16 protein-coding genes are annotated in these 20,685 nt (G+C 66.5%); 15 read left to right on the top strand and 1 reads right to left on the bottom strand.

Features of this window, described 5'->3' with window-relative positions; genetic code table 11:
* Nucleotides 1-59: 59 nt before the first annotated feature.
* Together malQ and CWT10_RS11875 are read left to right on the top strand one after the other, a co-directional pair.
* Nucleotides 60-2,216, top strand: a complete 2,157-nt coding sequence (malQ, locus tag CWT10_RS11880) for a 4-alpha-glucanotransferase (protein ID WP_103064079.1) — start codon at nucleotides 60-62, stop codon at nucleotides 2,214-2,216.
* Between the two features lie 54 nt (nucleotides 2,217-2,270).
* The gene (locus CWT10_RS11875) at nucleotides 2,271-2,729 is read left to right on the top strand and encodes a PTS sugar transporter subunit IIA (RefSeq protein ID WP_103064080.1); all 459 of its coding nucleotides are present in this window, start codon (nucleotides 2,271-2,273) and stop codon (nucleotides 2,727-2,729) included.
* A gap of 108 nt (nucleotides 2,730-2,837) precedes the next feature.
* Here CWT10_RS11875 and pepN read toward each other — a convergent pair whose 3' ends face one another.
* A complete protein-coding gene (gene pepN, locus CWT10_RS11870) occupies nucleotides 2,838-5,429 on the bottom strand; it encodes an aminopeptidase N (protein WP_103064081.1) in 2,592 nt (863 codons plus the stop codon).
* 282 nt (nucleotides 5,430-5,711) lie between these two features.
* On the opposite strand from pepN, the gene CWT10_RS11865 reads away from it, so the two are divergent.
* The 13 genes from CWT10_RS11865 (at nucleotide 5,712) to CWT10_RS11805 (ending at nucleotide 20,564) form a co-directional block, all read left to right on the top strand.
* Nucleotides 5,712-6,779 carry a substrate-binding domain-containing protein gene (locus CWT10_RS11865; RefSeq protein ID WP_103064082.1) on the top strand — a complete coding sequence of 356 codons (1,068 nt, stop codon included), beginning with the start codon at nucleotides 5,712-5,714 and terminating at the stop codon, nucleotides 6,777-6,779.
* A 19-nt stretch (nucleotides 6,780-6,798) separates the two neighbouring features.
* A complete protein-coding gene (locus CWT10_RS11860; protein ID WP_103064083.1) occupies nucleotides 6,799-8,304 on the top strand; it encodes a sugar ABC transporter ATP-binding protein in 1,506 nt (501 codons plus the stop codon).
* A 33-nt stretch (nucleotides 8,305-8,337) separates the two neighbouring features.
* Nucleotides 8,338-9,423: an ABC transporter permease gene (locus tag CWT10_RS11855; RefSeq protein ID WP_158247691.1), complete on the top strand. Its 1,086-nt coding sequence runs from the start codon at nucleotides 8,338-8,340 to the stop codon at nucleotides 9,421-9,423.
* Complete coding sequence (locus tag CWT10_RS11850) at nucleotides 9,416-10,297, top strand: amidohydrolase family protein (RefSeq protein ID WP_103064085.1); 882 nt, start codon at nucleotides 9,416-9,418, stop codon at nucleotides 10,295-10,297. The genes CWT10_RS11855 and CWT10_RS11850 overlap by 8 nt, the downstream gene beginning before the upstream one ends.
* A gap of 86 nt (nucleotides 10,298-10,383) precedes the next feature.
* Nucleotides 10,384-11,325: a sugar phosphate isomerase/epimerase family protein gene (locus CWT10_RS11845; RefSeq protein WP_103064086.1), complete on the top strand. Its 942-nt coding sequence runs from the start codon at nucleotides 10,384-10,386 to the stop codon at nucleotides 11,323-11,325.
* Complete coding sequence (locus CWT10_RS11840; protein ID WP_103064087.1) at nucleotides 11,322-12,257, top strand: ribokinase; 936 nt, start codon at nucleotides 11,322-11,324, stop codon at nucleotides 12,255-12,257. The genes CWT10_RS11845 and CWT10_RS11840 overlap by 4 nt, the downstream gene beginning before the upstream one ends.
* Nucleotides 12,258-12,434: 177 nt before the next feature.
* The gene (locus CWT10_RS11835; RefSeq protein ID WP_103064088.1) at nucleotides 12,435-13,760 is read left to right on the top strand and encodes an MFS transporter; all 1,326 of its coding nucleotides are present in this window, start codon (nucleotides 12,435-12,437) and stop codon (nucleotides 13,758-13,760) included.
* Nucleotides 13,761-13,903: 143 nt separating this feature from the next.
* Complete coding sequence (locus tag CWT10_RS11830; RefSeq protein ID WP_158247692.1) at nucleotides 13,904-14,800, top strand: DeoR/GlpR family DNA-binding transcription regulator; 897 nt, start codon at nucleotides 13,904-13,906, stop codon at nucleotides 14,798-14,800.
* A complete protein-coding gene (locus CWT10_RS11825) occupies nucleotides 14,797-15,864 on the top strand; it encodes an alcohol dehydrogenase catalytic domain-containing protein (RefSeq protein WP_199176384.1) in 1,068 nt (355 codons plus the stop codon). Before CWT10_RS11830 ends, CWT10_RS11825 begins: the two co-directional genes overlap by 4 nt.
* A gap of 169 nt (nucleotides 15,865-16,033) precedes the next feature.
* Nucleotides 16,034-16,861, top strand: a complete 828-nt coding sequence (locus CWT10_RS11820) for a class I fructose-bisphosphate aldolase (protein WP_103064090.1) — start codon at nucleotides 16,034-16,036, stop codon at nucleotides 16,859-16,861.
* A 43-nt stretch (nucleotides 16,862-16,904) separates the two neighbouring features.
* Nucleotides 16,905-18,362: a xylulokinase gene (locus CWT10_RS11815; protein ID WP_103064091.1), complete on the top strand. Its 1,458-nt coding sequence runs from the start codon at nucleotides 16,905-16,907 to the stop codon at nucleotides 18,360-18,362.
* A gap of 47 nt (nucleotides 18,363-18,409) precedes the next feature.
* Nucleotides 18,410-19,414: a 2-hydroxyacid dehydrogenase gene (locus CWT10_RS11810; RefSeq protein WP_199176385.1), complete on the top strand. Its 1,005-nt coding sequence runs from the start codon at nucleotides 18,410-18,412 to the stop codon at nucleotides 19,412-19,414.
* A 46-nt stretch (nucleotides 19,415-19,460) separates the two neighbouring features.
* Nucleotides 19,461-20,564 (top strand): glycerate kinase, encoded by a 1,104-nt coding sequence (locus CWT10_RS11805; RefSeq protein WP_103064092.1) that lies wholly within the window; start codon nucleotides 19,461-19,463, stop codon nucleotides 20,562-20,564.
* The last annotated feature ends 121 nt before the right edge of the window (nucleotides 20,565-20,685 follow it).

Below are 20,685 nucleotides of genomic sequence, written 5' to 3'. Positions count from 1 at the left end.
CCCAAGCGCCCGGGTACGTCCTCGCGCGCACGCGCGACCGAACATTAGGCTGAACCGCCATGACCGACTCCACCGCATCCGACCTCCCCGACGAGAGCCTGAAGCAGCTCGCCGAGGCCCATGGGGTCTCAACCGAGTACTGGGACTATCACGGCAACCTCGCCGCTCCCTCGCGTCGTACCCTGGTCGCCGTCCTGGCGGCCCTGGGTGTCAAGGCGGCTAACGCGCAGGAGGTAGAGGACTCCCTGCGTGAGGCTAGCCTTGCCCCCTGGCGCCGCACCCTGCCCCCCACCGTGGTGGTGCGGGCCGGTTCGCAGGCGACCGTGCCGGTGCACCTTCCCGACGACGCCCGCGTACAGGTGTATGTCAATCTGGAGGGGGGAGACAGGCTGCAGCTGCTGCAGACCGACGATTGGACTGCGGCGCGCGAGATCGACGGCGTGCTGATCGGCCAGGAGTCCTTCGTCATCCCCGACGATCTGCCGCTGGGCTGGCACACCATCGTCGCCAATATTGAATCCGCCTCCGGCGAGAACACCTACTCGGCGACCGCGGCCCTGGCCGTAACTCCCGACCACCTGGACCTGCCCGCCTCCCTGGGGGGACGTGGCTGGGGTGTCATGGCCCAGCTGTACTCGATCCGCTCGCGCGGATCATGGGGAATCGGCGACGCCGACGATCTGACCGAGTTGGCCGGGTTCCTGGGTGATGAGGGGGCGGACTTCCTGCTCATCAATCCGATGCACGCCGCCGAGCCCGTCGGGACGATGACGCCGTCGCCCTATTTGCCGGTCACCCGCCGCTTCGTCAACCCCATCTACATCCGTCCCGAGAACATCCTTGAGGTTGCGCGCCTGTCCGGGCCGCGCCGCTCGCTGGTGCAGTGGGCGCATGAGGAGGTCGCCGACGCGAATCTGACCGCCGACGCCATTGATCGGGACGCCGCCTGGAAGGTCAAGCGAGAGGCCCTGGAGGTCATTTTCGCTGCCGGCCGCTCCCGCTCCCGGCAACGGGACTTCGAGCGCTTCCGTGAGGCTCAGGGACCGGGCCTGGAACGCTTCGCGTTGTGGTGCGCGCTTATGGAGAAGCACGGCAGTTTCGAGGACTGGCCCGAGAACCTCAAGGACGCTTCCAGTGCCTTTGTGGCCAATGAGGCTCGTACCCTTGCCGACCGCATAGACTTCTACGCCTGGTTGCAGTGGATCGTCGATGAGCAGCTGGGACGTGCCCAGGCGGAGGCCAAGGCGGCCGGAATGAGCCTGGGACTGATGGACGACCTGGCCGTCGGCGTGCATCCGCGGGGTGCGGACGCCTGGGCGGAACCGGAGGCCTTCGCCTCCGGCGTCGGGGTGGGAGCTCCACCGGATATGTACAACCAGCTGGGACAGAACTGGTCCCAGCCGCCGTGGGATCCCGGTCGGCTGGCGGAGACCGCCTATGCGCCCCTGCGTGAGATGGTGGGCACGGTGCTACGGCATTCCGGTGCGCTGCGCATAGACCACATAATCGGACTGTTCCGCCTGTGGTGGATCCCCGACGGCCTGCGCGCCGATCAGGGGGCCTACGTGCGTTACGACCACGAGGCGATGATCGGCGTGGTTCTACTGGAGGCACACCGTGCCGGCGCCGTGATTATCGGTGAGGACCTGGGCACCGTGGAGCCCTGGGCGCGCGAGTACCTGGCCAGCCGTGGGGTGCTGGGCACCTCCGTGCTCTGGTTCGAAAAGCAGGAGGACAACGGCTGGCCGCTGGAGCCGGGCGCCTACCGCCACCTGGCTCTGTCCACCGTAAACACCCACGACCTGCCGCCCACCGCCGGCTACCTGGCCGATGAGCACGTGACGCTGCGCGAGCGGCTCGGGCTGCTGACCGAGCCCGTTGATCAGGTACGTACCGAGGCCCGTATTGAGCGTGAGCGCATGCTCACCCGTCTGCGTGAGCATGACCTGCTGGGGGACAATCCCTCTGAACGGGAGACCGTGGAGGCACTTTACCGCTACGTGGTGCACACGCCGTCGGCCCTGGTGGGGATCTCGCTGGTGGACGGCGTTGGGGAGCGCCGTGCGCAGAACCAGCCCGGCACGGACAAGGAGTACCCGAACTGGAAGATCCCGCTCGCGGATGGGTCGGGCGAGGTCGTCCTAGTGGAGGACCTGCCGGACAATGTGCGCCTGGCGAGCCTGCTGACCGCGGTGCGCGAGGAGTTCGACCGCTGAGAGACCGGATCGTCGGGACTGGTGTAAAACCGGCTCTGAATCGGAGGTCAGGCAATGAGCATAATCATCCAGTCGCCACTGGCGGGGACAGTGGTAAGTGCCGCGCAGGTGCCGGACCCGGTCTTCTCCACCGGCATGCTCGGGACCGGGCTGGCGATCGATCCGGATCGCGCCGCCGGAGAGGTCACCGTGCTGGCGCCCATCACCGGCACGGTCGACAAGGCCCACCCTCATGCCTTCGTGGTTTCCGACGGCGCCGGCCACAGCGTCTTGGTGCATCTGGGCCTGGACACGGTCCAGTTGGGTGCAGAGGGCTTCAGGATGCATGTGGCCGAGGGGGAGGCCGTCGCCGCGGGGGATCCGGTAGTCACCTGGTGCCCGGCCGGCGTCGAAGCCGGTGGTCGCAACCCGATCGTTCCGGTAGTTGCACTGCAGGCGGACGCCTTGCAGATCATCCCCAGTCCCGAAGGCACACGCATAAGCGCAGGCCAAGCGCTGATGACCTGGAACTGATCGGCCACCCTCCCGCCGGCGCGCCGCATGGCCGAACACCGCGGCCACAGGGGGAGCGGAGACCGGTCATTGGGCTCCGCTCCCCGCTCCACCGCAGGGGTTTGGGTCTTAGCCCGCCACGGGCCCGGAGTAGGCCTGGACCTTGACCACCCGCCGGGTGTCGTCCAGGTTCTCGCTCACAATGCGCCGCAGCGCGGCGGGGACATCCTTGTGGGAGTCCAGCCAGCCCTCCAGCGCTGACACCGGGTCCACGCCGGGCAATCCCACCGCGGTGGTGGACCACAGCCTGGCGAGCAGGTTCTCAGCCATGTGGAAGGTGCGTGAGGACCAGATGCCGTCGACCTCCTTGACGTATTCGGAGATGTAGGGGACGAGCAGCTCCGGATTCCGTTCGACCATGCGGAATCCGGCGAGCATCTTCACCTGCGTCTCATTGGGCAGGGCGGCGTTGTCCACCAGCTCGCGCCAGGCGGCCGCCTTCGCCTCGGGTGTGGGTACGGCCGCACGCGCCTGGGCGGCGCGCTCGCGTCCCGTCGTGGTGCGGTCGCGCGCCTCCTCGGCGGCGATCTCGGTCTCACCGCGGCGTCCGGCGGCCACCAGACCCACCAGCAGCTCCCAGCGCAGATCCTGATCCACCACCAGCTCCGGCAGGGTGTCGGAGCCGTCCAGCCAGGCGGCGACGGCGTCGAGCTGGGCATCGGTGACGGCATGGGCAGCGATGGCGCGCACCAGCTGCAGCTGGGTGTCGCTGCCCGCCTCGGCTGCGCGCGCCAGGTCAAGCAGCGTGTCGGTGGCACGTTCCGCCGCGTCTGGGCGTGCGGACGGCGGCAGGTAGGTCGACAGGCAGGTCGCTACCCGTGCCAGCAGCCCCTGCACGACGCTGGAGTGCGTCTCGGTGCGTAGGGCGCACAGTGCGGCGGCCAGAAAATCGGCAGCCGGTAGCTCGCCGTCGCGCACCATATCCCAGGCGCTGGCCAGAAGCAGCGAGCGCGGCAGCGAGGCGGTGAAGGCGTCCACGTGCTCCAGGCCGGTGGTAAGCGAGGCGGTGTCTAGGCGCACCTTGGAGTAGGTCAGGTCTTCGTCATTCAGGAGCAGTACGTCGGGGCGGGCGGTGCCAATCAGCTCGGGCACCTCGGTGCGCGCGCCGGTGACGTCGAGCTCGATACGACCGGTGCGTTCCAGTGCGGTCGGTTCCTGGGCTACGAGCGTGTAGGAGCCCAGCACCACCCGGTGGGGACGCAACGAGGCCGGCGAGCCCGTGGGAATCTCCTGCACAATCGCGGCGGAGGTGATCACGTCGTCGGCGCCGGTGGTCAATTCCAGGCGCAGGGTGGTAACGCCCGCCTCCTGCAGCCATACCCGCGTCCAGGCCGAAAGGTCGCGGCCGGAGACCCGCTCCAGCTCGGTGAGCAGATCGGCCAAGGTGGCGTTGGCGTAGGCGTGGGCGGACAGATAGTTCTTGATACCGGCGAAGAAGGACTCCCGCCCCACGTAGGCGACCAGGGCGGATAGTACGGAGGCGCCCTTGGCGTAGGTGATGCCGTCGAAGTTGACCTCAACATCGTGCAGGTCGTTGATGTCCGCGGCTATCGGGTGAGTGGAGGAGAGCTGGTCCTGGTTGTAGGCCCAGTTCTTCTCCAGCACCTGGAAAGTGGTCCAGGCGTCGGTCCAACGGGTCGCCTCTGCAACGGCGAGAACGGAGCAGTACTCGGCGAAGGACTCGTTCAGCCACAGGTCATCCCACCACTTCATGGTGACCAGGTCTCCGAACCACATATGCGCCAGCTCATGCAGGATGGTCTCCGCGCGGCGCTCGACGCGGGCCTGTACGGGCCGGGAGCGGAAGATGTAGTCGTCGCGGTGGGTGACGATGCCGGCGTTCTCCATGGCGCCGGCGTTGAACTCGGGCACGAAGGCCTGGTCATACTTGGTGAAGGCGTACGGGGTGCCGAACAGTTCCTCGTAGTAGGCGAAGCCGCTCTTGGTGATCGCGAGGATCTCCTCGGCGTCCATGAACTCCCGCAGGCTTTTACGGCAGTACACGCCCAGGGGAACACTGCGGCCGTCGGTGGCCGTGTAGACGTCGGTGGCGCCCACGTAGGGGCCGGCCACGATCGCCGTGATGTAGGAGCTGATGCGCTCGCAGGGTGCAAAGGCGAAGGTACGGGTTCCGGCTCCGGCCGGTGTGGGCGCGGGAGTGGGGGAGTTGGACAGCACCGTCCAGTTCTCGGGCACGGTGACGGTGAAGCGGAAAGTCGCCTTCAGATCGGGCTGCTCGAACACGGCGTATACGCGGCGGGCGTCGGGAACCTCGAACTGGGTGTACAGGTAGGTCTCACCGTCGGCGGGATCGGTGAAGCGGTGCAGCCCCTCACCGGTGTGCATATAGGCGCAGTCGGCGACGACGGTCAGTTCATTGTCTGAGCGCAGATCCGCCAGTGCGATGCGCGAATCGGCGAACACCTCCTGCGGGTCGAGCGCGGTCCCGTTGAGCGTGACGGCGTGGACGGCGGGGGCGATCAGGTCGATGAAAGTTGATGCCCCCGGGGTGGCGGTGAAGCGCACCGTCGTGGTGGAGCGGAAAGTGGCGTTGGTGGGATCCGGGGCGCCGGACAGATCCAGGACGACGTCGTAACTGTCGGTGGATACGACGGCGGCGCGTGCCACCGCCTCCTGACGGGTTAGGTTCTGGCCGGGCACGAGAACTCCTTGAGTCGGTTTGGTCGGTGATCCGGAGCGGCGAAGCGGGTCCGCGCGCTCCCGGGTGATTGTCCCACCGTGCGCCGAAGGCCAGAAATCGGGGACGTACAGGACCTTGCAGCCTCCGGACGCCCCGCGGCAAACGATCGGTGCAATCACTGAAGGGCGGGTGAAGTGATCGATCGTTGCGTCTTGCGTCACATCAACGATCGATGTAATCATTAACTCACCCGCGCTGACCGCACCGAAGCGGAGCGCCTTCAGTGAGGAAGTTGTGGACACATGAACAGTCTTCGAATCAAGCCCCTGGCCGTGCTGTGCGCCGCGGTCGCATCATTGGGTCTTCTCGGGTCCTGCACCCCCGCCGACGAGGGCGGCTCCGGAGGCTCCGGCGACGGCGTTGATGTTGTCTCCCTGGTGGACGCGGAGGGCAAGACGCCCATTGAGGACATCGAGGGCGAACTGGGTGAACCGACCGCCGGATCAGACATCCGCCTGTGTTACATCACCAGGACGCTGTCGAACGAGTACTGGAGCTTCGAACGCGACGGCTTCGAGGAGGCGGCCAAGGAGTATGGCGTGGAGTACGAGACCTACGCCGTCAACGATGAGGCGTCGATAACCGAGCAGCTGGACAAGGCCCAGTCGGCGATGAGGTCCGGGTGCTCGGCGATCCTGGCCTCCCCGATTTCCGCGACGGCCTTGGACTCCGTCTTCGAGAACGCGATCTCCCAAGGAATCCCCGTGATCATCCTCAACGACGCCGCCAGCAGCGTCACGGGCACCGTATACGTCGGCCCCGATGCCACCACCATCGGCGCAACCGCGGCGCACTACATCGCGGAGCAACTGCCAAACGGTGGAAAGGTCGCCATGATCGAGGGCGACCCGGGGTCCTCCAACGCCCAAAACCGTGGCGCCGGTTTCCGGGAGACGCTTGCGGCCGACTATCCGAGCATCGAACTGGTCGCCTCCACCACAGCCAAGTGGGACACCGCCCTGGCCAAAGACACCGCTGCGGGCATGCTGACGGCCAACGAGGACCTGGCAGCCATTTACTGCCAGAACGACACCATGGCGCTGGGCGCCATGTCCGCCATCCAGGAGAAGGGCAGGCAGGGGCAGGTCGTCCTGGTGGGCACCGATGGAATCCCCCAGGCCAAGACCGAGATCGCCAATGACAACGGTTACACCGCCACCGTCTCCGAGCGGCCGATGACCGAGGGCGCCAGCGGTGTGAAGGTCGCCCTGTGGATGTTGGCGGGCAACCGGGTTCCCGCCTTCGTCGACGTTCCCGCCTTCGTAGTCGATGAAGCGAATGTGAACGACTACATGACCGGCATGCCGTGAATGCACGGAGGGACAGATCATGACTTCCTCCCAGCCGCTCCTGAGAGTCGAGGGGATACGCAAACAGTTCCCCGGCGTTCTCGCCCTGGCGGATGTGTCTTTCGACCTGCACCACGGCGAGGTGCTCACGCTGGCCGGTGAGAATGGTGCTGGCAAGAGCACCTTCCTGCGGATACTGAGCGGATCACTGCTCCCGGACCGCGGGACGATCAGCATCGAGGGACGGGTTCGCAGCGAGTACACTCCCGATTCCGCCAGGCGCGATGGCATCGTCATAGCGCATCAGGAACCGGCGATCGTGCCCCAGCTCACGGTCGAGCAGAACATCCTCATAGGACTGGGGCGCGCCGCCCGCCGGGCCGCCGCGGGTGCCGTGTCGGAGGCCATGAGGGATGTGCGCCGCATGGGATTCGACTTCACCGCGGACCGGCCCATGCGAACACTGAGCCCGGCCGAACGGCATGCGCTCACAATCGCGCGGGCCTTCGCCTTCGGCGCGAAGATCGTGGCGCTGGACGAGCCCACCACCGCAATGGTGGAACAGAACGCCTCTGCGGTGATTGAACGGGTCAGACAGCTGGCGCATGACAAGCGCGTGGGCATTCTCTTCGTCTCCCACAAGATGAACGAGGTGATGAGGATCTCGGACCGGGTGGTGGTTCTGCGTGACGGCCGCGCGAGCTTCGATGAGAGGATCGCCGACACCACTTCACGGGACATTGTGCGGGCCATGGTCGGGCGGGAGCTGCTCGATTACCAGCGCCCCAAGCGGGATCTGCAACACAGCCCGACTCTGTTGTCCGTCCAGGCGGCCACGCATCCGCGGGGCGTGGGCCCGGTGTCATTCGCCGTGCGCGGCGGGGAAGTGCTGGGCATCTCCGGACTGGTGGGCTCCGGCCGTACCGAGCTGCTGCGCGCCATAATTCACGCTGATGCCCGCACCGCGGCCAGGGTTTCGCTTGCGGGGCGGGCTGTGAGTATTCGCAGTCCGCAAGACGCCAAGCGGGCGGGCATCGCCTTCATTCCGGAGGACCGGAAGAACCAGGGCCTGGTCCTGCTGATGGCCGCATACGAGAACTTCGCGCTCCCCAACGGCTCGATGATGGGTTCCCGGATGGGGGTGGTTTCTCCACGCAGACAGACGACGGCGGCGGCGAAGCTGTCTACGTCGGTCGCCCTGAGGCCCAAGAATGTTATGGCCAAGGCACGTGACTTCTCCGGCGGGAACCAGCAGAAGATCGTGCTGGGGAAGTGGCTGACCACCAATGCGCGCGTCTTCCTATTCGACGAGCCCACCAAGGGCGTCGACGTCGGCGGGCGCGCCGAGATCTACGCCCTCATTGACGATCTGACGCTTCAGGGCTGCGCAGTAGTCGTCGTCTCCTCCGATATGCCCGAGATCATCGCCCTGAGCGACCGCGTCCTGGTCATGAAGGAGGGGCGCGCGGTTGCGGAGTTCTCGGGAGGGGACATCAACGAGCACAAACTCGTCGCGGCCGCGGTGGGCGTGGACGACGCCGCCTGATGCGACCGGCTGAACTCTGGAACGAGAATGGACATGAATGACATGACAAGCAAAGTTGCGGCGTGGCGCTCGCGCATCAACGCCCAGACCTTCACCATCGCGATCGCCGCCCTGGTTATCTACCTGGGGTTCGGCGTGCTGAATCCCAGATTCCTGGGGCTGGACAATCTGCGGGACGTCGCCATCTCGGCCTGCGTCAACGCCCTGATCGGGCTCGGCATGACCTTCGTGATCATAACCGGCGGCATCGACCTTTCGGTCGGCTCGATCGCGAGCCTGTCAGGCATGGTCAGTGCGGCGCTGATGGTCAACCAGGGAGTGAATCCGTATCTGGGATTCCTGATCGGTCTGGCGGTTGGTGCCCTGTGCGGTCTGGTCAACGGGGTCCTGGTGGCGCTTGTACGTCTGCCGCCCTTCATAGCGACGCTCGGAACCATGTCGGTGTTCCAGGGCCTGGCATATGTGGTCACCGACGGCCTGCCCGTGTACAACATCCCCAAACCCTTCGTGATGATCCTGAACTCCCGGGTGATGGGAGTGCCGACCTCGGTTGTGGCGGTAGTCATTTGTGCCGTCCTGTGCTGGTTCCTGCTGCGGCGTACGGTGTTCGGCCAGAACGTCATTGCCACGGGAGGCAGCGAGGAGACGGCCTGGCTGTCAGGGGTGAACGTGGCTCGGGTCAAGATCTGGGTGTACGTACTGGCGGGCACCCTGTCGGGCCTGGGAGGCATGGTTGTGGTGGCCCGCATCTCGGCGGCACAGTCCGAGGCCGGTGCCCCCTACCAGATGACGGCGATCGCGTCCTCGGTGATCGGCGGCGCCAACCTCATGGGCGGCGAGGGCTCCATCGGCGGAACGATTATCGGCGCCCTGATCCTTGGGGCACTGACCAATGGTCTGGTGCTACTGAGCGTGCCGAGCTTCTACGAACAGATCGTAACGGGCCTGGTGGTCGTGATTGCGGTCACCTTCGATCAGGTCGGGAAGAACTGGCCGGCCCTGAGGCGCGGCACCAAACGGCCCGAGGGCACTGAAACGCCGCGGGGCGAGGACCAGCAGGCGCAGTCCGGCTCCGGTCGGATGGAAAAGGCGACCACGCCGGAGACCGAACATGCTTGACCTGCCGGTTGTCGATGCACACCATCACCTGTACAGACTGGCCGACGGCTACCCCTGGTTGAGCGGGCCACCGCAACCTCGGTACCACGGGGACGACACCCGGCTGCGCCGCGACTACCTCATGGAGGATTACCGCGCGGACTGCGCCGGGATCCCGGTGATTGCCTCGGTGGTGGTGGAGAACGGTGCCGCCCGGCCGCTGCAAGAGGCGCAGTGGATCGACGGTGTGCTGTCAGGGTGTCCAAGCGTGCAAGTGGCCAAGGCGGACCTGCTGGACGGTGGCGTGCCAGCCGTGCTGGAGCGCTATGCGCAGTTGCCGACGCTCCGAGGCGTGCGCGACATCCTCAACTGGAATCCGGATCCCTATTACACCCACCGCGACCGCGACGCAATCATGGATGAGCCGGTGTGGCGGGACAACTTCGCCCGGCTCGAGCCCCTGGGCATGTCTTTCGATCTGCAGGTGTTCCCCGAGCAGTTGCCCGGGGCCGCCCGCCTGGCGGACGCCTTCCCCTCCACACGGATAATCCTGGATCACCTGGGCATGCCCACTGACCGGGATGCGCAGTACCTGCGGCGGTGGGGCGAGGCGCTGCGGGAGTTGGCCCGGCGCGAGAACGTGTTCGTCAAACTCTCGGCGTTGGGGACAACCGACCACCACTGGACGAAGAGCTCCATCAGGGGCCCGATCCTGACGGCGATCGATGCCTTCGGAGTGGAGCGTGCCATGTTCGCCAGCAACTTCCCGGTCGATTCGCTCTACTCCGACATGCCGACCCTGTACTCGGCCTTTGACGCCACGGTGGCGGATTTCACCCGGGAGGAGCGGTGCCGGTTGTTCGCCGGCACCGCTATCGAGGTCTACCGCATGTAGGGGTGGGACAGCGCAGATCGGCATAACCGGTGTCTTACAGCAACGACGGAATCGGCCTGCTAGCGCCGATCGATTAGGAGGAACCAATGGAGTATTCGGCCAGAATCAACTCGTACATCAAGCAGGGAATGAGCGTGCCGGAGGCACTGGCCGCGATAGCCGGCGTCGACGGCGTCGGCTACGTGGACCTCAATTATCCGGAGCACTTCGCCCGCGACGGCGTGGAAGGCATCCGGAACGCACTGGCGGCTGCGGGCCTGCGACTCAACTCGATCGCGGTGAGATTCCGCAGCGACTTTAGTGCCGGAGAGTTCACCGGACCGCGGCCGGGAGTTGCCGACGACGCCTACGAGCTGGTGGGCGACGGCGTGCGTGTGGCCGAAGACCTCGGCAGTGACCTGGTGACCCTGTGGCTCGGATACGACGGCTACGACTACGCCTTCCAGAAGGACTTCGTAACGGCGACCGAACAGCTCGTCGGCGTGTATCGGCGCCTGGCGGATCAGCACCCGCACATGCGCTTCAGCATCGAGTACAAGCCTTATGAGGAACGCGTTCACACGATGATTCCCAGCAGCGGCTTCGTTCTCTACCTGCTGCAGCGCATTGACCGGTCCAATGTGGGAGCCACCTTGGACTTCTGCCACATGATCATGGCGCGCGACTATCCCGCGCATGCGGCCGCGCTCCTGCTGGCGGATGGGAAGTTGTACGGAATCCACCTCAACGACGGGTACGGAGGCAGCGACGACGGAATGATTGTGGGCTCCGTACACCCCTGGGAGACCCTGGAACTGCTGTACTGGCTCCGCCGGGGCGGCTACCAGGCCCCGATCTACTTCGACACCTTCCCGGTGCGGGAGGACGCGGCCGGCGAACTGCGGGCCAATGTGGCGGCGACCAATGCCCTCCTGGAGATGCTTGAAGGGCAGGAGCACAACCGGTTCCAGGAGGTCGCCGACTCTCAGGATGCGCTGGAAGTCGCCGTGCTGCGCCTGGAGCTGCTGGGCAGGGGTGAAAGATTATGACCGGCGCCATCCCGACATCGGGCAGCGTGCTGGTGGTCGGCAGTTTGAACACGGACCTGACCGTGTATGTGGATAGACTCCCCAGGCCCGGGGAGACTGTCTGCGTGGCCCGTGCCGTCACCAGCTTCGGGGGCAAGGGGGCCAACCAGGCGATCCAGGCGCGCCGACTGGGAGCAGCGGTGACATTTGTTGGTGCGGTTGGTGGCGATGACCGGGGAGACGACTATCTGCGCCATATGGAGGCGGAGGGGATTGAGCTGCGAGTGGCGCGGATCGGCGACCATGAGACCGGGCTGGGATTCGTGCACTGCACCGCGGACGGAACCGTCTCGGCCACGGTGGTATCCGGCGCCAATGCGCGGCTGTCTGCGGCGGCAGTGGAGGCGGCTCTCGCCCGCGGCCCCCGGCCCGGACTGATTCTCACGCAGAACGAGATCCCTGCCGAGTCGGTGATCGCCGTCGGGCTTAAGGCGCGCGAGATGAAGGTGACGGCGGTTTTGAACGCCGCTCCCTACGTATCGTACGGGCAGGAGTTGCATGGCCTGTTCGACTTCCTCATTGTCAATGAGGAGGAGGCGCTGGCGTATGCGGGGCACGAGGCTGCGCCGCAGGACATTTCCGGGTGGTTGCGATTGGCGGCGCAGTTGCGGTCAATCGCCCCGGAGGTGATTGTGACGCTCGGTGCGGCGGGAGCTGTGTATGTGGGAGGGCGGGGTGAGCGTGCGGTTCCGGCGTTCCACGTACAGGCCGTGGACACCACGGGTGCGGGGGACTCATTCGTCGGGACCCTGTGTGCCGCCCTGGTGCGCGGTGAGGACCTCGACTCCGCCCTGGAGCGCGCGACGATTGCGGGCGCACTGACCACCCTGGGAGCCGGGGCGCAGGAGAGCATGCCGGGGGAGTCCCAGATCTTCCATCCGCCTAGTACTTAGGTCCCACGCAATATCGAGGCAATGATCGAAACGATCGATAGCGTGAACGAAGTGATCGATCGGGCTTGACTGGGATGCGGTTGGAGGCGAGGATGGTGCTGCCGAAATGATCAAAGCGATCATTTGCGGTTCCTTGAGTGAGTGAACCGTTCAGTGCTGAGGTACAAGGAGGTATCCATGACGGCATCAGCCAAGGTCCGGGAGCGCAGGCCGGGCAAGACCAACTGGCGGTGGGTAGTCGCCGTCGTCTGCGCCATCGGGTTGGCCATCAACTACGTCGATCGCTCCGCGATCTCGGTGTCCCTGCCCTACATGACCGAGGATTTCCACATCACCCCCGGCCAGCAGGGGTTGATCCTGTCCGCCTTCTCGTGGTCCTACGCGATCATGCAGATTCCGGCGGGTTCGCTTATCGACAAGTTCGGCGAGCGCGTCATGTTCGGCGCCTCGGTCTTCGTGTGGTCGGTGTGCACCGGCGTGACCTTCCTGGCCAGTAGCTTCGGTGTGCTGTTCGGGCTCAGGCTGGGACTGGGGATCGGAGAGTCCGGTGCCTACCCGGCCTCGGCCAAGACCGTCTCCCGCTGGTTCCCCCAGCGTGAGCGTGCCCGCGCCACCTCCGTCTACGACTCCGGCGCCCGTATCGGCTCGGCTATCGCCACTCCTGTGATCGCCGGGATCATCGGCCTGTGGGGCTGGCGCTGGGTGTTCTTGATCGCCGGGGTGATCGGGGTGCTGTGGGCCTTTGGATGGTGGGCGCTGTATCGCCGTCCGGAACTGATCGATGCAATCGGCCAGGAGGAGATGGACATCATCACCGAGGACCGTGATCAGGAGATGCGTGAAGCGGCGGCCGCCGGCACCGAGAAGGCCATTCCGGTGCTCATCCTGCTGCGCAAGCGGGCGGTGTGGGCCATGATGATTGGCTTCTTCTGCGTGAACTTCGCGGTGACCTTCTTCCTGACCTGGTTCCCCACCTACCTGGTCGACGAACGCGGCTTCGACCTGCTCAGGCTTGGGGCCTTCGGAGCAATACCGCCGATCTGCTCCATCATCGGCTCATGGAGCGGCGGCCTGATCAATGACGCCCTGCTCAAGCGCGGCTGGTCCGTCACTCGCGTGCGTAAGACCTGCCTGGTGACCGGCATGTTGCTGTGCGCGGTGATCGGGGTGGCCGCCTTCGTCCCCACCGCGGGGCTGGCGCTGGCGTTGATGTCGGTGTCCTACTTCGGATCCGCCTTCACGATTGTCACCATCTGGTGCCTGCCGGCAGACTTCGTTCCTGCTTCCACGGTCGGTGTGCTTGGCGGAACCCAGAACTTCTTCTCAAACATCGGCTCCGCACTGAACCCGATCGTCATCGGTTTCCTGTATGGGGCCACTGGCGCCTTCGGGCTGCCGCTGCTGTTGTCCGGGGCGGTATCCGTGTTGGGCGCCGCGGTATTCGCCTTCATGCTGCCGAAGGTTGAGCAGATCGACTTTTCCCAGGATGCGGTGGCGTTGTGAGACGAGCAATGGACGTGGTCGCCGCCGCTCCCGGCGCAGTGGCGCTGGGGGCCGCGGTGCACCCGCCACGAGACGTGCTGCACACGGTTTCATCACCGCCCATTGGACACGACCCAGCCACAACAGCAAAAGGAGGTGGGACGATGCGGTCAGAAGCGATTCTCAACGACCAGGGAGGCATCATGTCCATCATCGTCCGCTCCGGCGTCACCGACGAGCCCCGTACCAAGGGGGAGCGACGGCGCGCACGACTGGTCGAGATGCTCGGTGAAGGGTCGGGAAAACGGGCCTCGGTCAATGAGCTGGCCCGGGCACTGGATGTGTCCGTGGTTACGATTCGCCGAGATCTGGCCCTGTTGGAGAAGGATGAGATCATCTCCCGTACCTACGGGGGGGCCTCCCTGGCGCCGGGCCGGCGCGAACTGACCATGGCGCAGCGCGAGGTCTCCAACGTGGCGGAGAAGGAGGCAATCGCCCAGGTGGCGGTCTCGCTCCTGCATGAGGGCGACCTGGTGATCCTCGACGCCGGTTCCACCGCGGAACGCATCGCCGCCGCCATCGACAATCGCTTCGAGCTCACCGTGGTCACCAATGGATTGCGCTGCATCAATCGGCTCGTGGGTCAGGACAAGGTCCACGTGCTCGTCCTGGGCGGCAATCTGCGCGGTATCAATGAGACCATCTGCGGGGGCGACGCCGAGATGACCCTGTCTCGCATCTACGGGAACATAGCCTTTGTGGGCGCCGACGCCGTAAACACCGAGCGCGGTATCGCCTCACGCACCTACGACCAGTCCCGGCTGAAATCGATGATGCTGCGTCAGGCCGCGCAGGTCTACGTGATCGCCGATTCCAGCAAGCTGGACGATGACACCGACTATCCCTACTGGTCGCCGCTGCCCCACGAATGGGCCTTGATCACCGATGCCTCCGCAACCCAGGAGCAGTTGGATGCCTTGGAGGACCGTGGTGCCACCACCATTTTGCTCGCTGGCGAGCAGAACTTAGATGACAGACCCAAACACGAGGAAGAACCATGACTGTCAATACGACCGTCGACCTGCACGCCACCATGAGGAAGGCGGTACTACACGCCCCGAACGACATGCGGATAGAGCAGGCGCCGATCCCCGCGCTCCAGCCGGGCGACGTTCTGCTTAAGGTGACCGGCGCCCTGCTGTGCGGCACAGATGTGCGCATCTACACCGGCCGCAAGACCCGCAACGTCTCCCTGCCCTCCACGCTGGGGCACGAGCTGGCCGGCGAGGTGGTGGCAGTCAATGGCGAATTGCCCGACGCCGTGGCCATGGGTGACCAGGTGTGCGTCTACCCGCTGGTTCCATGCGGCACCTGTTCGGCCTGCTCCAAGGGACACCCGAACATCTGCCGCAACCGCGTCGCCTTTGGATACCAGCTCGACGGCGGACTGTCGCAGTACGTGCGGGTGCCGGCCCGCGCCCGCGAGAACCTGATCCCGATCAACAATGTCTCCGCCCTGGAGGCCGCGATCGTCGAGCCGGTCTCCTGCGCCCTGAACGGCCAGAACCTGGCCAAGGTGGCCGGGGCGGACACGGTCCTGGTGGCCGGGGCGGGGCCGCTCGGCCTGATCCACATCCGCCTGGCCAAGGCCCAGGGGGTGCGCCAGGTCATCTCCGTGGAACCCAACCAGGCCCGCCACGACATCGCCCGCGCCTCCGGGGCGGACCTGGTGCTCACGCCGTCGGACAACATTGCCGACCGGATCCGGGAATTCGCCCCCGAGGGCATTGACGTGGTCATCATGGCCATTGGCCGCCCCGAGGCCATGACCCCCTACCTGGGTGTGCTCGCCCCCGGCGCCCGCATCTCCGTGTTCGCCGGCTTCAACTCCGGGGCCAGGCTCGAGTTCGTCGCCAATGACATCCACTACAACGAGTACGAGATCGTCGGCGCCTCCTCCTGCCGCCTGGAGAACTTCCAGCAGATCGCCCCCATGATCAATGACGGCCGGCTGAAGGTGGCCGACCTGATCGGCACGCAACTGCCGCTGGACCGCGCCGCGCAGGCCATTGACCTGGCCGCCTCCGGCGCCGATATGCGGGTGGGCGTCGACGTCTGGGCCTGAGCCCCGGCGACTGGTCTCACCCCTCCTCCGGCTCGCGTTGCCGACGCGAGCCCCGGTCAATGCCCCCTTTTTTAAGTCACTGACTCCACTTCGCACACCGGGCCGGCATTGGACCGGGCCGCACGCCACCACCACCACATCACCACCAAAACAACAAGGAGAAAGCACCATGTCCGTGTACTCGCTCAACCCCGTCGGCACCACCCCCGCCCTTGGCCGCCAGCTACGCCTACGCCGCCTGCTCGGCGCGGACGGCCGCATGATGTCGGTGGCCCTCGATCAGGCCGTTCCGCGCGGCGTCGCCCCGCGCCTGGCCGACATCAAGAACACCTTCAATCGGATCATCGCGGGCGAGCCCGACGCCTTCACCGTGTTCAAGGGCATCGCCGGCCACCTGCTTTGGGACACCGACATCACCGTCCCACTGATCATCAAGGGCTCCACCTTCTGTGTCGACTTCCACCCCACCTATGACGCCACCGTCGCCTCCGTCCACGACGCCATCCGCCTGGGCGCCGACGCCCTGGCCATCGGCATCTCCGCCGGCTCGGAGCACCAGGCGGCCATGCTGGAGATGATGTCCGCCACCACCCAGGAGGCGCACAAGTGGGGCATGCCGGTCATCTGCCACGCCTACCCATCCGGTGAGCTGTGGGGCGACCGCAAGGGCTCCACCGAGTCCGTCATCTACGCGGCCCGGGCCGCCGCCGAATGCGGGACCGACATTGTCAAGACCTGGTACACCGGCTCCGCCGCGGAGTTCAAGCAGGTAGTCGACGCCGTCCCCACGCCCGTAGTCGCCGCCGGCGGCGCCCCCGCCCCCAAGCCCATCAACGTGCTGGAGCAGGCCGCCGCGGTGATGGAGGCCGGCGGCGTGGGCATGACCTGCGGGCGCAACATCTGGCAGGCGCAGGACCCCGCCAAGATGGTGCGGGCGCTGCGTGCGGTGGTGCACGACGGCCTGGCCCCCTCCCGGGCAGCCGAGCTACTGAACTGACACCGGACAAGGATCAACACAGCTAGGAGACGGAGGTTCAACGATGAGCACATTCGTCGGAATCGATTTGGGGACTTCGGCCACCAAGGCCGTAGTTGTAGACACCGGCGGCCAGGTGATCGCCCGGGCCCGCTGTGCCCACCCGCGCTCACGTGCCGTGCAAGGACGCGTGGACCCGCGGGCCTGGGAGCAATCCATCCGCGGCGCGCTGGCCGAGCTGGGGCCGGCCCTGACCGGGGCGAGCGGCGTGGGCATCGACGTCCACTGTCCGGTCGCGGTGCCTCTGGACGCGGCCGGGAGGGCCTGCGGATTGGGAGTGGTGTGGGACAACAACATCCTGCGTTACTACTTCAACCAGTTCTCGGATCAGCGCACGGAGCAGGCGCTCGCGGCCACGGGGAACCACCCCTCACAGTCGACCTTCATGGCGCTGGCCCACCCCTACCTGCGCAATCACGACGCCGACGCCTTCGCCGCCATGACCACTTTCGGGATGGCCGGCACCTGGCTCGGCGCCCTGCTGACGGGCCAGACCGCACTGGACCCCACCCAGGCCTCCTACTCCGGCATCTTCAACACGCTGGAGCCACAGCGGGGGTGGATCCAGGAGACCGTCGAGCTGCTTGGCATCGACCCGGCCACGCTCCCGCCGGTCAAGCACGCGGTGGAGATCCTCGGCACCGTCACCCCCGAGGCCGCCGCCGACTTCGGCCTGCCGGCCGGCATCCCCGTGTCGGTCGGCTCCGCGGACACCCCGGCCGCCTCCTACGCCCTGGGCACCAGGCCCGGCACCAAGCCCTTCTTCATCATGGGCACCACCCATGTGATCAACTCCTGCCTAAACGCCCCGGACACGCGCGCCACCGCCCTGCAGCGCTGCGGCAACCGGCCGGGGGAGTGGCTGATCAACGGCGTGACCAACGGCGGTGACGCCCTGGCAACCGGGGCGCTGGTGGCCGGCTTCGGGGAGGCCGGCGGCGGCGTCGATGTGATGATCCGTACCGCCTTCGAGATCTCCCGCGAGGATGCGGTCACCGCGCCGTTCTTCATCCCGCACGTCATGCGGGAGCGGGGGCCGTTGTGGTTTGAGGCGCCCTGCGCCCGGCTGGTGGACATCACCCGCGAGACCAGCCGCGCGCAGGTGGCCCGCGGGATCATCGACGGCGTGCTGCTGGTGGACCGCATGGTGCTCGGCTCCTGCGTGCCCAAGGGCTCGGGCTCCATCTACGTCACCGGAGCCTTCGGGGCGGACAAGGCCTTCCCCCAGATGCTCGCCGACATCCTCGACGCCGATCTGGACCTGGTGGACGAGTCCTACCTGCCGGCCATCGGTGCGGCCGGCATGTGCGGCGCCACCGTTGCCGAGCTGGTCCTGCCGGAGGTCGACTCCCGCAGGGTGAGTCCGCGTCCGGACTGGGTGGCCATCAACGATGACCGGTGGGACGCCTTCCGCGCCTCCTGGAGGGACGCCACCGGGCGCGAGCTCCTGCCGGAGCTGTGAACCACTCACAACGCCAATTCCTTTTATCATCCACGAAGGACTCACTCATGACCGCTTCAAGCAATAGTGTGGAGAACATGACGCCGACCAGGTCCGTATACATTGCCCGGTTGCTGACCGACTCGGTCACCCGCGAGCTCGACTCCCACCCCGGGATCAGCTTCGACATCGGCCAGGAGACGCCGCCCGCCCGTGCCGAGCTGCTGGAGCGGGCGGCCGGGAAGGACGCCGCCATTGTGACGCTCACCGAGCGCATCGATGAGGAGTTCTTCACCGCCGCCGGCCCCAATCTGAAGGTGGTGGCCAATGTGGCCGTCGGCTTTGACAATATCGACCTGGATGCCGCCGCGCGTCACGGCGTCACGGTCACCAACACTCCCGGTGTGCTCGACGGGGCCACCGCCGACCACACCTTCGCCCTGATCCTGGCTCTCGGCCGGCGCATTGTCGAGGCCGACCGTTTCATCCGCGAGGGCAAGGACTGGGTGTGGGGTCCGCGCATGTTCGTGGGCCTGGACGTCTCGGCAGGTGCCACCCTGGGCATAATCGGCCTGGGCCGCATCGGCCGGGCCGTGGCTCAGCGTGCTCGTGCCTTCGACATGCGGGTGCTCGCAGCCGATACCACTCGTCCGCTGGGGACCGATGTTGACGGTGTAGAAGTCGTCACTCAGCGTGAGCTGCTGGCCGCATCCGACGTGGTCACCCTGCACGTGCCGCTCCTGCCCTCTACCCGTCACCTGATCAACCGTGACACCCTTGCCCTGATGAAACCGGGTGCCTACCTGGTCAACTGTGCTCGCGGCGGCGTTGTTGACGAGCGGGCGCTGATCGAGGCGCTCGATTCCGGACACCTGCGCGGCGCCGCCATCGACACCTTCGAGGGGGAGCCGCGCGTGAACCCGGAGTTGATTGCCCGGGAGCAGGTGGTGCTGACCCCGCACACGGCCAGCGCGGGTGAGGCGACCCGTGATCGCATGTGTCGACTCGCCGTCGACAACGTCATTGCTGTGCTGGCCGGGCGCGAGCCGCTGACCCCCGTCACGACCGGGTGAAATGAGCGCCTGGGACGGACCGCCACCGCAGAAGAAGGAATCCACCATGAAGATTGTTCTTGCCCCCGACTCTTTCAAAGAGAGTATGACGGCCCAGCAGGCCGCCCAGGCTATGGCGCTCGGGGTCCACGACGTGCACCCCGACGCCGACACGCTTATGGTCCCCATGTCCGACGGCGGCGAGGGCTTCGTCGATGCTGTCACCGCGGCTTGGAACGCCCGGGTCATCGCCGCGGATACCGTGGACGCCCTGGGGCGCCCCATCCGGGCCGTCTACGGGCTGGACGGCGCCCGCGCGGTGATGGACGTGGCCAGCTGCGCAGGCCTTGAACTGATCGATCCCGCGGACCGTGACGTTCTGCGCTCCAACACCGCCGGGCTGGGACTGCTCATCAAGGACGCCATGGATCATGAGGCGCGGAGCATCATGCTGGGCATCGGGGGCTCGGCGACCAACGATGTGGGTCTGGGCATGCTCACCGCCCTGGGGGCGCGGTTGCGGGGCCCGGAGGGGGAGGAAATCGCCCCCTACCCGGACCAGTTCGACCGTATCGTCGAAATCGATATCTCCGGATTGGATCCGCGACTGTCCCAGACCCGCTTCCAGGTGGCCTGCGATGTGAACAATCCGCTGACCGGCCCCGAGGGCGCCACCGCCGTGTTCGGCCCGCAGAAGGGCGTGAGTCAAGAGCTCGTGCCCCGCCTGGATCGGGCGCTGGCGCAGGTGGCGCGCATAAGCGGTAAGGAGGCTGCGGCTGCCCTGCCCGGGGCCGGTGCGGCGGGCGGTCTGGGTTTTGCCCTGCGGGTATTCCTCCAAGCCAGTCTTGAGCCGGGGGTCGAGTTGGTGGCGCACGCCGTGGACCTGGCCGAGGCCGTGGCCGGTGCGGATCTGGTGCTGACCGGGGAGGGATCGGTGGACGCCCAGACCCTGGCGGGTAAGACCCCCGCCGGGGTCGCCCAAACCGCCGCGCAGGCCGGTGTGCCCTGTGTCATTTTCGCCGGGCGCATCAAGGCCGGGGCCGAGAACCTGCTCGCGCACGGCGTCAGGGACCTGGTCGCAATCAGTGCCTCAGATGAGCCCGTGGCCCATGCTCTTAGCCACGGTCGGGAGAACCTGCGCCGCGCCGTCGGCGATTATCTGCGGAGCTGATCCCCCGGCAGGCGTGGGGCGGCGGCCCGTCGTCGATTTACGACCTTGGGGTCCGTTTTACGACCACCCCGGGGTCGTAAATCAACCCCGGGGGTCGTAAATCAACCCCGGGGGTCGTGAA

Origin of the sequence: Actinomyces qiguomingii (genome assembly GCF_004102025.1) — a bacterium.
In the GTDB taxonomy this organism is placed as follows: Bacteria; Actinomycetota; Actinomycetes; order Actinomycetales; family Actinomycetaceae; genus Actinomyces; species Actinomyces qiguomingii.
This window is presented reverse-complemented; position numbering and strand designations above follow the sequence as displayed.